This window comes from Salinispora vitiensis, assembly GCF_000378825.1.
In the GTDB taxonomy this organism is placed as follows: Bacteria; Actinomycetota; Actinomycetes; order Mycobacteriales; family Micromonosporaceae; genus Micromonospora; species Micromonospora vitiensis.
In genome coordinates, this window is record NZ_KB900388.1 from 534,731 (window position 1) to 546,361 (window position 11,631).

Here is an 11,631-nt window from a genome sequence, read left to right on the forward strand (position 1 = left end):
TCCTTTCTCAGTTCGGTTTTATGCGGCGGCCGATACGACATCAACCGAGGAATTTGCGTGTTCGTGGGTGAGTTCTTCGCGGCCGATGTTGCGTCGTTCGCGGGCGAGGGCGGCGGCGGTGTTGGCGAGTAGGGCGTCTCCGGTGGTGTGCCAGCCGACGCCGATGAAGGTGAGGGTGCCGACGATCAGGTTCGTGTGGTCGTGGAGGTTGTCGGCGGTGCCGGGCGTGTTGGTGTGTTCGTAGGCCTGGTGGTGTTCGTGGCGGCGGTAGGTGATGCGGGTGTCGCGGAGGAGCCGGAACGTGACCGAGTAGCGGCGACCTTTGGTGAGGAAGTGGCCGCCGTAGCCGAGCATGTGCGCCCATCGCCGTAGCCGGGCGTAGGGGTTGGTGGCCGGTGGCCTGTTGGCGTGTTCGGTGTCAAGGGTGGCTTGACGGTGGGCGACGCAGGTGGGGCAGGCGGGGTAGCGGGTGTGGGTGCCGCAGTCGGGGCACTGCCAGCGGTCGATGAAGTGGGGTGTGGGTCGGGGGTCGCGGGGCCGCGTGGACAGGGGCGTGGGGGTGTGGGTGGGTCGGCCGATGCGCCAGCAGGCGTCGATGAGGCGGGCGGTGTGGTCGCCATCTGGGTCGGCGTAGTCGCCGATCGAATCTGTGGTGAGGCGGGTGGAGGTGTGCCCGGTGGCCTCGGTGCTTTTAGTGGCGTACTTGGCAAGGTAGCCGGCGACCATGCCGTCGGTGACGTCACCGACGTTGCCGGTGGTGATAGGGCGGACGTCGACCTGCTCGCCCCAGGTGATCGGCCATCCGTCGGTCCGGTCGGGGTGTGTGGGGGTATCGAAGGCGATGTGTGCGGCAGCGTGGTGGAGGGCGTCGATGAGGTCGGTGGTGGTGATGCCGGCAGGTGGGGGCACGATGGCGTCGGGGTCCTGGCCGTCAACGCCGTCGAGGCGGGCGATGGCGTGGAAGTGGACCGCTCCGCGTGCCTGGAGTTCGGCGACTTTGCCGGGTGAGAGCCGTACCGGTGGGACCGTGCGGGTTTTGCCGGTGGCGGTGACGACCTCGACGCGGGGGATACCGCGGCGCTGGGCGAGTTTGGCGAGGTGTCGTTGGGCGGCTTGTTTGGTGCGGTGCCAGAGCTCGCCCGAGAAGATGTTCCAGACGACCTGGTGGTCGTGGTCGTAGCAGTCCAGGCACAGCGGCCGGCCGAGTGCTGTGTCGTCGGGTTCGTGGCGGGCCCAGCAGACGGCGGGCCGGTTGTGGGGGCATAGTCCGTGGTCGCGTCGGGCGTGGCAGGGTTCGGGCCGGCAGTCGCAGCGTCGCCGGTTGGCGCAGGTGTGCTTGCGGATGACGCGGGTGTGGACGGTGCCGAAGGATGGTGCGGTGAAGGTGGCGAACACGGCCGGGTGAGCGGCGACGGTTTCGGGGATGCCTTTGCCGCCGACGAGGCCGGAGCGCAGGAGTTGGTAGGCGTCGCGTTGGTAGGTGTGGGCGCAGGAGGGGCAGATGGTGGCGCGGCGGTTGCCGCAGGCGGTGTAGATGGCGGCGTCGGGCATGGTGTCGGTGTGCCGCTGGTCGAGCACACGGCCGGTCGACTGCTCGACGGTGTAGAGGTTGCCGGTGAGGCGGATGGGGCGGGTGCAGGCTCCGGCGGCGCGGACGTGTTCGAGCCAGCCGTAGTAGTCGGGTTGGGTGGCGCGCAGGAAGGCGGAGCCGGCGGCGGTGTAGCCGTAGACCGGCGGGGCGGTGTCGGCGTTCGAGCCCACACCCCGGGCGGTAGCGCGGGGTGTGAGGTCCAGCGTCGATGCCATCAAGCGCCCACCTCGTGGGGGCGGGTGGTGATGGTGTGTTCGGTGACGATGGTCCGGCAGGCGCCGCATTGGCGTGTTGCCGGCTCGTGTCGGTGACACGGGACTTGGACGGTGGTGTTGCCGCAGCGGATGGTGACCGGTGCGCGGCAGGGGCCGCCGGGGGTGATGTCGATGACGGTGCGGCGGGTGTCGTAAGGATGTGGCTGGTGGTGGGCGGGGCAGGTGTGAGTGGTGTGCGTGATGTCGACCAGGACGATGGTCATCGGGCATCACCGGTAAGGACGTGGTGTCCGTTGATGGGGGTGGGGTTGAGGGCGGCGAGGAGGCCGCCGGCGGTGGCCGGGGTGACATCGAGCCGGTCGGCCAGCTCGGCCGGGGTAATCGGGTTACCGGTGGCCTGTTCGTGCTGCACGGCGGCGAACCGGGCCATGGGCAGCATGTGATCGGGGACGCTGACCGCCTCCGGTGTCGGTGGGGTGGCTGGTTGCGGGTTGATCGTTGGTGGGGCGGCCGGGCGGGGTGTCGGTGTGGTGGCCGGGGCCGGCGGTTCGTTGACGAGCTGGCCGGGGTTGTCCGCCAGTTCGGCGGGTGGGGTGTTGTGGTGGTTTTTGGCCGCGAGGTCGCGGGCGGCGGTGAGTAGGGCGGAGGCTTCGGCTTCGATGGCGGCGAAGTCCGGTCGGATACGTCCGGCGACGAGTTCGACGCCGATGACGAGGACGACCACCAGGGCGAAGACCGCGCGGAGGGCGAGGCTGCCGGGTGAGGCGAAGTTGATGGTGGCCGACAGCAGGGCGGCACCGGCGAAGACGACCATGGCTCCGCGTTTGGCGTCGCGGGCGATACCGGCGGTGCGAACGACGGTGAGCATGGACACCATGGCGGCGTCGAAGATCAGTGGCACCAGGTAGGCGAAGTAGCCGGCGTTTTGGGTCCACAGGTAGTGGGCCTGGTGCAGGTAGCTGGTCAGCAACGCCCCGAGTAGAACGAACCGGTTGTAGCGCTTGATCACGCCGATCGCTTTGAGCATGGTCGGTACCGCGTTGCGGGCGTATTCAGCGGCGAACTGTTCAGTGAAGGTGGTCGAGTCCGTGGGCATCAGTAGCTCCCTTCGTGGCAGTCGAGGCAGCAGCCGAAACGGCGGGGGATGTAGTAGTCCTTGACCTGGTGGCAGTGCCGGCAGGTCCGCCGAGCGCGCAGGGCTTTGTGGTGACCGAAGTCGGTCATGGCCGGTCACCGCTCCAGCGTTGTTGGGCGGCCTGACGGGAGATTCCAAGCCGCTGGCCGATTTCGGCCCAGGAGTAGCCGAAGGCGCGCAGGCCGGCGACAGCCTCGGTGATGGCGTTGTCGAGGGTTGCGGAGAGGGCGACGAGGTCGCGGAGGGCTTCGACGTCTCCGGTGGAGACTCGGCGGCCGTGGGCGCGGATGATGCGGCGGGTGAAGCCGGCGAACTCGTCGTTTTCGATGACCTCACGCCGCTTCTGCCGTGGCGCGGGTGTCAAGGACGCCTTGACGGTGAACATCAGTTCTGACCTCCGGTGAGGTGAAGCTGGTCCGACTCGTCGGCAGCCGCTTCGAGGGCGGTGATGACCTGCTCGGCGGTACGCGCCGGGTCGTCGTTCCACGAGTAGGGCGAGGTGTGCTCGTCGAGGGCGAAGCCGTCGTCGTCGATGAGGAACATCGGGTAGGCGGTGTCGAGGTGGTCGACGAACGCGGCGAGGGTGGCGAGGTAGTCGGCGAGCGTGTCGGGGTCGAGCTGGGTGAAGTGCTCGACGGTGTGTCCGGCGCAGGCGATGCCGATGGCCCCGGCGGCGCAGGCCGGCGGGGTCGGGTAGTTCGTGGGTGTGGTGGTGGCGTAGTAGGTGCCCTGGGTCCAGCCGTGCTGGCGTAGGTACAGGGCGGCCATTCGCAGCAGGTCAGCGGTGGTGACCGGTGCGTGGGTGGGCGGTTGGTGGGTAGCCTTCATGGCAGCCACGTCCTTTCGGTAGGGCTGTGGTGGGAGGTCGGCAGGACCAGCTCTGCTGGCAGGCGGATGTGCTGGTCCTGCCGGCCGTTTACGAGGTGCGTAGCCGTAGGTAGCGGCGGTGGCGGGGGTCGCCACCACCCATCGGGTGTGGGGCGGAGACGTAGACGAGTCGTCCCGTGCGGCTAGCGACGTCGATCATCATGGCGAGGTCTTCGGACCTGCCGGTGACCCAGATTTCGGTGTACTGGGCGGCGCGTTGGTTGTTCGCCCGAGCGCGGGCGGCTTCCCGGGTGCTCATGCCGCCAGCCCCATCTCGGGCAGCCCGGTGGTGCGGGTGGGGGTTCGGGTCCAGGCGGCGTAGTCGGCGATGTTGTAGATGTCGGTGTCGGTGAGGTAGGCGGCCTTGATCCGGCGGGGCATGCCGCCTTCGGCCAGGAGGTAGGCCGCGCCCTGGTTGGTGGGGGCGATGTCAGATGCGGTGTAGCCCTGCTCGGCCCACCCTTGACCGAGGATGATGTTGGAGCTGTTCAGGGAGGTGCAGCGGAACGCGGCCCGGTAGCCGAACAGGTCCCGCAGGCTGGCCGGGATGATGTCCCACGACGGCCGTTGCGTGGCGGCGACCACCGGCATGCCGCAGGCCCGGCCGAGAGAGACCAGACCGCGTAGGAGGGTGGAGAACTCTTCCTGCTGGGCCTTGGTGCCGAGCACGGTGGAGTACATGGCGAGTTCGTCGATGACGGTGAGGATGACGGACATACCGTCGTCGGGACCGAGCTTGCGGCGTCGGTTGGCCAGCAGCCAGGTGTAGCGGTTGGTGGCCACGACCAGCAGCCGGCGCAGGGTGTCGATGCCGTAGTCGATGTCGGGGCCGACGAACGCGTCAGCCAGGTCACGCCAGGGGCCGAGTTCGACGAGTTTGGCGTCGAAGAGCACCAGGCGGGTGTTGTCACACAGCACGCCGTGGCCGCAGATGTTGTTAACCAGGCCGGACTTGCCTCCGCCGGGCTCTCCGGCGGCGAGCAGGTTGTGGTAGACGACGTCGAGGTAGACGGGCTGGCCGAACTCGTCGATCCCGATGAACACCGGGTCGAACATCGACAGGCCAGCACCCACCGGCACCGCAGCAGCGGTCGTGGTGGTGGTGGGAATCGTGGTGGTCATGAGTGCCCTCCAAGAGGCCAGTGGTGGGCGCGAGAAGCCACACGAACGAGCCGCGATGGCTCCCCGCGTCCCAGAGGGGGTTAGATCCAGTCGGAGACGTCGTCGTCGGCGTCTGACGACGAGGAAGCCGCGGGCTTGCTGCCGTTGGCGGTTGGGGCCGGCTTCTTGCCGGCGGTGGGTTTGGCCTGGGTCGGGAGGGTGACCGTGGGCACCTCGACGTCCGGCAGGTCCAGGGCCGTCGGGACCGTCAGCGGCGACGCCGACGTCGGGGCACTTGGGTCGATCACGTCGACCAGTGGAGAGTTCACCCGGGCGTTGAGCACCTCGCGGCGCTTGATGTCGAAGCGCACGTAGGCGGCGTTGCCCTCCGAAGCGCGCTCGATGTGCACGGTAGAGGCATGGCAGGTCACGGCGATTTTGTCCAGGCGACCTTCCAAATCCTTGGCCGACAGACCAGGACGTAGGTAGACCCAAACCCGCTCACCGACCGGGGTCGGTGTGGCCCACAGGATCAGCGGCAGACTGCCGGACTGGTTGGCGATGATGAACTGTGCGAAGCACACCCGCAGTCGGTGCCGCACGATCAGGCACCAGGACCAAGCGATCACCAGACGGCGAACCTTCGGGATGCCGGCGGGAACGCCGACGACCACAGCGACCACCACGAGGGTAACCAGGGTCGAGGTGTGGTTAGCCAGTTGCACCCAGCCGGTCAGCAGCACGACCGCCAGCAGGATCTCGGTGCTCCACCACCACAACAGCCGGATGACCGGCCAAACCCGAACCAGCAACCACACAAACGCGCCAGCGGGAACCCCGATAAGTCCACCGAGGAGCAACGCGACGATCGGGTGCAGGTAGGAGGTGGCCACCACAGCGGCAAGACCACCAACAATGATCGCGGTAAGGACGAACGCCACCTTGGCGTTACGCGCCGAGGACCGGTGAACCCGGGCCTCGATGACCGTCACCGTTCCGGTGGACTTCCCGCCGAAGCGGCGACGGGGGCTAGACTTGGACATGACACGTCCTCCCAAGCAATTGGGGCGGATGGGTTCGGAGCGTGGGGCCGGCAGGTGTAGGAGCCAGTACCGACCCCACGCTTTTTATCCAGGTAGATCAGTTCTTGCCGCCGCTAGGGGCAGGCGGGTCGGCGAACAGGGAAAAGCCGAGTACGATAGCATTGACGTAGCCCTCGCTACGGATATCGTTCCCGACACGAGTCACATCCTCCATCGAGCGGAGCTTCCGCCTAAAGGTCACCTCAGTGCTAGCGAAACCAATTCCGGTGGGGGCTTGGTAGCTAAACGAGACCATGTAACGAAACATGATGTTCCTCCTCATGACAGCGACCAACGGGCCGCAGATGAAATAGGGGGAAGAACCGGCACCAAGGCCGGCATGACACGAAGGGCCACACCGGCCCCGTGCAACAGATCGGCAACCATAAGGCTGCCAGGGCCGGGAACGTAGGAGCCAGAAACACTCCCGGACCATGATGGGATCAGAACAGCGGACCGTAGGCCGCTTCACGCGCAACGCGCGTCAGACACCAGAAGCTCACGCAGCGCAGATGAGCAGGACCTACTTGCTCGCCGAACTACCAGCCTTCGGCTTTAACGACACGGCACGGAACGCAACACCGTTACGCCCGTTGGTCGCCCACGGAATGGCCTCCAACTGCTCGACAGCGACAAGCACCCCCACCGTCACACTCGGCTTCTCACCCGCCGTGGTGACAGTGATGATCTCGCCGCCAGTCTCGTCGAGAACGAAGACCTGGGTCGACCACATGAGCCGGCCAGTTCCCTTCTCCGACCGCTGATTGCCGTTCTGGTCGTTCTTCGGCTCCGGGTCCCTCGTCACCTGAACCTGCTTGCTCGCGGTGTCCACGTACAACTTCACAACGAACCTCCTGTGTCTAGGCGCATCCCCTGTTGGATGACTGCCCAACTTCAGAGTACCAACTCAGTTGGTACTACGCCAGGCCTCTGCCAGGATTTCTGTGGTGCTTCGCTGGCACCCACAACGATCGCTTCCACTTTGGAAGAACGACAGGTGTCACTGTGGTGACAGGACCAAGTCCCCTCGCCATGTCCCCGGTATGAGGGTGATACTGGCTGCATGGCTGATGTAGCTGCTGACCTCGACCGACCAGCCTGGGCGACCAGGCTCCGAGCTGAACGCACCGCACGCGGGTGGTCCCAGGGCGAGACTGTGCGCGCCATGCGAGCGCACGCGGCCGACCATCTGCCGGCCGACAGCACCCTGCTTCGAAACTGGAAGCGATGGGAGTCGGGAAGCTCCGAGCCGGATGGGTACTACAAGTCGCTCATTGCAGAGACCTTCGGCACCGTCACAGCCGCGTTCTTTCCGCCTTCAACGCCTCGTGGAGAGGCTGAACTGATTGCTGGCACCGGCATGGAGACGGTCGAGATTCTCACCCGCCTGCGAAGCTCCGAGGTTTCTCACGCCACGCTTGAAGCGCTAAGACTCACCGCTGATCGCCTCTGCTGCGAGTACCCCTATATGTCATCCGAGCAGCTACGAATCGAAGGTCGGTCCTGGCTACGCCGGATCACCGCACTAACTGATCGTCGGCTAACCCTTGCCCAGCACCAAGAGGTGTTGACTCTCGCCGGATGGATCGCTCTGCTCGTTGGTTGCGTGGAATACGACATGGGACTACGAAGCATCGCTGAGGGGACCCGCAAGGCTGCCTTGACACTAGGCAACGAAGCCGGAAACACCGGCATCTCCGGCTGGGCCTACGAAATGCGAGCGTGGTACGCCCTAACCCAGGGCGACTACCGGGGCGTGATCGCATCTGCTGAAGCCGGCGAAGCGGTGGCAGCCCATAGCGGCGCAGCCGTCCAACTGGCCGCGCAACGTGCCAAGGCATGGGCTCGAATTGGCGACAGGCGGCAGGTGGAAACGGCACTAGACAAAGGACGTGTACTGCTTGAGTCGTTGCCATATCCAGAGGACACTGACCATCACTTCGTCGTGGACCCATCAAAGTTCGACTTCTACGCGATGGACTGCTACCGGATCGCTGGTGAAGACCGCCTTGCGGAGATGTACGCCCGGGAGGTCATCCGTTCATCTACGGACCCGGACGGAACCGAACGCAAACCAATGCGCAACGCCGAAGCGCGCATCACGCTCGGCGTCGTGGCAGCACGTGCCGGTGACCTCGATCAGGCGGTGACCTACGGTCACCGGGCATTGGAGGGAGATCGTAAGTCCTTGCCATCCCTCCTGATGTGCTCGAAAGAACTGGCGACGCTGGTGCGGGAGCGGTATCCGAAAGAGCCGGGGGCGGTTGCCTACCTTGACGAGGTTCGAGCCCTCAGCGCGAGCTGACCCCACCGGAGTTCTCGTCTGAACCAGCCCTGCTCGGGCGACCACCGACACCAGGCCGAGGCCGGCCTTCATGCCAGGAAACAACCCTGCTTGGGCGCCACATGTGGGTACGCCCGATCGTCGCATCAGGCTCCGGCATCTGACCACGCTTCCGGTAGTTCGACACCGTCGCGATCTTGACGCCGAGGTACGCAGCGACATCGGATGTGGTCCACCACTCTGCAGTCACATCAGGGCCAGCTTCCATACCGCCATTCTCGCATCAAGCGGACCACCAGAAGCCGGCCGGCAACCTGGACGACTTCTGACCGTCCCCGCCGGGATCACCCCCGCACATTTAGGGGAGCAGGTAGTGGTCCGGGCGGGAAGGAGGCCGGCTCGGCTGCCGGCGATGTGGTTCAAAGTTTCTGTACGTCTTCAAGGCGGCCCTTGACGGGCCGCACGCGCCGCCGCCTGGGCGCGTGCCAGCCGCTGCCGCTGTCGCTCTGCGGCCGTCCCGCCTGATGCCCGGCGGCTGGCGCGGAGGGCGGGGAGCCCGGGGCCGCCGCAGACGGGAAGGGCTGGGGAAGTGGTGGGGGTTCGTCGCCGGCAGCCGGCCCCGCCGCGCCGGAGCGACGCGGCGTAGGGCAGGGCAAGCCGGGTCCGTGCGGCGGTCACGGTGGCGGCCTGGTGGCGGTTACCGCGCCTCCGGCGGGGGCGCTCCGGCTCCGGGATGGCCGGGGCTACGTGGGCGGGTTGCGGGTTCGTGGGTGGTGGCGCGGGCCATCCCGCCAGCCGACGACCCGGGCGAGCCGAGCAGACCACCACCCGACCCGCCAGCGTCCGACCGTGCGTCAAGGCCGTCTTGACGTGGCGGGCCGGGCGGAGGCCAGCTCCACAGGAGTGCGGGTCGACGGCAGACGGGATGGCAACACCAGTCGGGCTGCTGCCGCTGGTCAGGGCGGGCGGAGCCGCTATCGACCAACCGAGAGCTTGGTGGGTGCAGCGGTGGTTGGCAAGGCTGCGAATTTCACCCAATGCACCCTGAGATTGCCTCTGGCCAAGAAGGGGTATCATTATACTTAGGTTGGAAGTGAGGGGAGGACGCCGCCAACGGTGACGCCCTCCCAGGGTTTGGCTTACCTGCCTGTCGAGTTGCAGCTCGGCAGGCAAGCGATCAGCAGGAAGAGCCCGATCCAATGGAAGGGCTCTTCACTGCTGGTCAGCAACTGCAAGGCAGTTACCAACTCAGCAGCTACGACCAGCTCGAACAGCCTGGTCAACTGCGGATCTTCCGGCTCCATATCTTGCCCCTTCTGTCGGTGAGGCCCTGCGGGATCCCGCAGAGCGCGCGCGACTCAACGGGCTAGGTGCAGGAACACCGAAGGTGGGATGGAGCCACCACTCTGGATGTTACTCGACAGCCATCAAGTGCTGCGAGTCGGGCATCCGCAGTAGCTTCGATGGTTCAGGGAACATTGTGGATTGTTTGGCTCCCGAGCGTGAGCCATGCGAGAGAATTCGGCGTGACCTTTTGCTGTGAAATGATGCGCGACCAGGTTCAGGCCGAGTGCGACCAGCACTCCGACCCCGTTTGAGTGTCCGGACAACCTGATCTATCACGACTCGGATCCGAGTGATGATCGCTACGGCCTCTTCAGTCACGACGGCGGGAGCTCGTACATCACCATCCGGTATGCCCCTGATGCTGTACGTCGCTAACGGGCATGGACGATGAGGTTGAGCTGACTGAGTGACCAACTGGGTGACGACCGAGGTGACCATGACCAGACCTTGATGGACAACCACGGACGTGCCCGCCAGCGTGAGCTGTGGATCCGGGCAGGTCGACGCGAACTGCATGTTGCCTGGGGGGCAAGGGGTCGTCGGTTCGAATCCGGCCGTCCCGACAGAAATGAAGCCCCGACCAGCGGAGATGCTGGTCGGGGCTTCGACTTTCTTCGATGAGATTGTGAACCGTCCCCCGGAAACCCCCCGATTACTGGGGGCGGCAACCAGGTTTGTCATCCATGTTCATCGTCGTGCGTCATGCGTCGTGCGTCGTGCGTCGTGCGGTGTGGGGCGTCCGCCCGTGGTCAGCGCCGAGCCGCTCGAGGACGTCGGAGACGTCCGGTGCTTGGAGGGGTTTGGCGATGTAGTACGTGTCGGTGACGTCTTCGCTGGAGTGCCCAAGCTGTGCTGTGGCGCTTTTGGTGTCTGCTTCTTCCTTGATGAGGGTGGCCACGGTCTTGCGGAAGGTGTGGGGGTGACCCAGGCGAGGTCGGTGTCTGCGCGGGCTTGGCGCCATTGCCGGCGAACGTTGTTGGGTGATAGCCAGGTGCCGCGTCGAGAGGCGAAGATCGCGTTGTGAGGGTTGTCAGCGGCGATGACCTTGCGGGCTAGGAGCATGCCGATGGCGAATCGGGGCAGGGTGATCATTCGGTAGCCGGCGTCGCTTTTGGTCCAGGGCTGTCGGAAGAAGCCTTTGCCTTTGACGAAGACCAGTGTGCCGCAGATCGTCAGTGTGGGACGTTCGGCGGCCAGGTTCAGGTCTTCCCAGCGTAGGGCGAGTATCTCCCCGATGCGGGCCCCGGTGGCGAGCATGAGGTCGACGATGTCGGCTAGGTCGCCGGTGTGCCGCGGTCCGGGTTTGCCGGGTACTGGTTGCTGCCATTGGCGAATTGCTGCCCGGACGGTTTGGAGGTTTTGGTCGGTGAGGGCGACGACCTTACGGCGAGGCTTGCGTACTCGGCTGGTGTCGCGGACTGGGTTGGTTGGGATCGCGCCGTGACGTACGGCCAGAGCGAACATCTGGCCTCTAGGTGGCCGCGGCGCCTTCCTTGTTGTCGCTGTGTTCGATCACGATCGTCGAGTCCACGTCCAGGACCACTAGACCCACGCCGATGTCCCGGCCTGCCGCCTGCGCCGCCGGTGGACCCCCGAACATCTGCCAAACCCGGGCCCGCGCTGCCGCGTGGGCCTTCGCGATGCGCCGCGGCTGTGTTGGACTGATCTCGTCCAGGGCCCGCCACGCCGTGGTGTCCGAGGCCACCGACCCGAACACCTCCTGCTGGTGACGCAGCACGTCGATGTCGCAGATCGCCTCGCCGCCGTCGGCGATCATCATCGCGCAGTCGACCAGCACCCGACCCCGATCATGCATCGGCCACCGGCCGGCCCGGGCCAGCCCCGCCGACAGCGCCTCAGTCAGTCCGGTCCGATCGGCCAGCAACCGCAGCGACGCCGCACCCACGTGCGACACCACACCCGAACCACCCGCAGGTCCCTCGACCACGCCGTAAGCTGCACCTCGGAAGTGCCTCCCTCGAACAGAATCCGTAGATGTCGCAATCACA

The 11,631-nt window shown here is 66.1% G+C and carries 12 protein-coding genes and 3 pseudogenes; 2 read left to right on the forward strand and 13 right to left on the reverse strand.

All coding sequences use genetic code 11. The features are described 5' to 3' along the window. Window positions 1–18: 18 nt before the first annotated feature. From SALPAC2_RS0102565 to SALPAC2_RS0102615, 10 genes and pseudogenes are all read right to left on the reverse strand, one after another. Complete coding sequence (locus SALPAC2_RS0102565) at window positions 19–1,806, reverse strand: replication initiator (RefSeq protein ID WP_018215063.1); 1,788 nt, start codon at window positions 1,804–1,806, stop codon at window positions 19–21. Next, a complete protein-coding gene (locus SALPAC2_RS0102570) occupies window positions 1,806–2,069 on the reverse strand; it encodes a hypothetical protein (RefSeq protein ID WP_018215064.1) in 264 nt (87 codons plus the stop codon). Before SALPAC2_RS0102570 ends, SALPAC2_RS0102565 begins: the two co-directional genes overlap by 1 nt. Continuing rightward, complete coding sequence (locus SALPAC2_RS0102575; protein WP_018215065.1) at window positions 2,066–2,902, reverse strand: DUF2637 domain-containing protein; 837 nt, start codon at window positions 2,900–2,902, stop codon at window positions 2,066–2,068. The genes SALPAC2_RS0102570 and SALPAC2_RS0102575 overlap by 4 nt, the downstream gene beginning before the upstream one ends. Continuing rightward, window positions 2,902–3,009 (reverse strand): annotated as a pseudogene (locus SALPAC2_RS28145) (RRQRL motif-containing zinc-binding protein); the annotation flags it as partial. The gene SALPAC2_RS0102575 and the pseudogene SALPAC2_RS28145, both read right to left, overlap by 1 nt. A 17-nt stretch (window positions 3,010–3,026) precedes the next feature. Next, window positions 3,027–3,326, reverse strand: a complete 300-nt coding sequence (locus tag SALPAC2_RS0102585) for an ECF-type sigma factor (protein WP_018215067.1) — start codon at window positions 3,324–3,326, stop codon at window positions 3,027–3,029. Further along, window positions 3,326–3,769 (reverse strand): DUF6197 family protein, encoded by a 444-nt coding sequence (locus tag SALPAC2_RS0102590; protein WP_018215068.1) that lies wholly within the window; start codon window positions 3,767–3,769, stop codon window positions 3,326–3,328. The genes SALPAC2_RS0102585 and SALPAC2_RS0102590 overlap by 1 nt, the downstream gene beginning before the upstream one ends. Before the next feature lie 88 nt (window positions 3,770–3,857). Beyond that, window positions 3,858–4,067, reverse strand: coding sequence for a hypothetical protein (locus SALPAC2_RS0102595; RefSeq protein ID WP_018215069.1), 210 nt, complete (start codon window positions 4,065–4,067; stop codon window positions 3,858–3,860). After that, window positions 4,064–4,930: an FtsK/SpoIIIE domain-containing protein gene (locus SALPAC2_RS0102600; RefSeq protein WP_018215070.1), complete on the reverse strand. Its 867-nt coding sequence runs from the start codon at window positions 4,928–4,930 to the stop codon at window positions 4,064–4,066. The genes SALPAC2_RS0102595 and SALPAC2_RS0102600 overlap by 4 nt, the downstream gene beginning before the upstream one ends. Before the next feature lie 80 nt (window positions 4,931–5,010). Beyond that, window positions 5,011–5,952 (reverse strand): hypothetical protein, encoded by a 942-nt coding sequence (locus tag SALPAC2_RS0102605; protein ID WP_050563071.1) that lies wholly within the window; start codon window positions 5,950–5,952, stop codon window positions 5,011–5,013. A gap of 562 nt (window positions 5,953–6,514) precedes the next feature. Continuing rightward, a complete protein-coding gene (locus SALPAC2_RS0102615; protein ID WP_018215073.1) occupies window positions 6,515–6,835 on the reverse strand; it encodes a hypothetical protein in 321 nt (106 codons plus the stop codon). Between the two features lie 321 nt (window positions 6,836–7,156). Between SALPAC2_RS0102615 and SALPAC2_RS24305 the strand changes: the two genes are divergently transcribed. Beyond that, complete coding sequence (locus SALPAC2_RS24305; protein WP_033662148.1) at window positions 7,157–8,296, forward strand: tetratricopeptide repeat protein; 1,140 nt, start codon at window positions 7,157–7,159, stop codon at window positions 8,294–8,296. 1,593 nt (window positions 8,297–9,889) lie between these two features. Continuing rightward, a complete protein-coding gene (locus SALPAC2_RS28420; RefSeq protein WP_397540892.1) occupies window positions 9,890–9,997 on the forward strand; it encodes a hypothetical protein in 108 nt (35 codons plus the stop codon). A gap of 325 nt (window positions 9,998–10,322) precedes the next feature. Here the strand turns inward: SALPAC2_RS28420 and SALPAC2_RS28425 are convergent, their stop codons facing one another. From SALPAC2_RS28425 to SALPAC2_RS0102630, 3 genes and pseudogenes are all read right to left on the reverse strand, one after another. Next, window positions 10,323–10,520, reverse strand: coding sequence for a hypothetical protein (locus SALPAC2_RS28425; protein WP_018215076.1), 198 nt, complete (start codon window positions 10,518–10,520; stop codon window positions 10,323–10,325). A gap of 89 nt (window positions 10,521–10,609) precedes the next feature. Continuing rightward, window positions 10,610–11,086, reverse strand: a pseudogene (locus tag SALPAC2_RS28430) (tyrosine-type recombinase/integrase); the annotation flags it as partial. Window positions 11,087–11,096: 10 nt separating this feature from the next. Then, a pseudogene (locus SALPAC2_RS0102630) lies at window positions 11,097–11,570 on the reverse strand (transposase); the annotation flags it as partial. Window positions 11,571–11,631 lie beyond the last annotated feature (61 nt).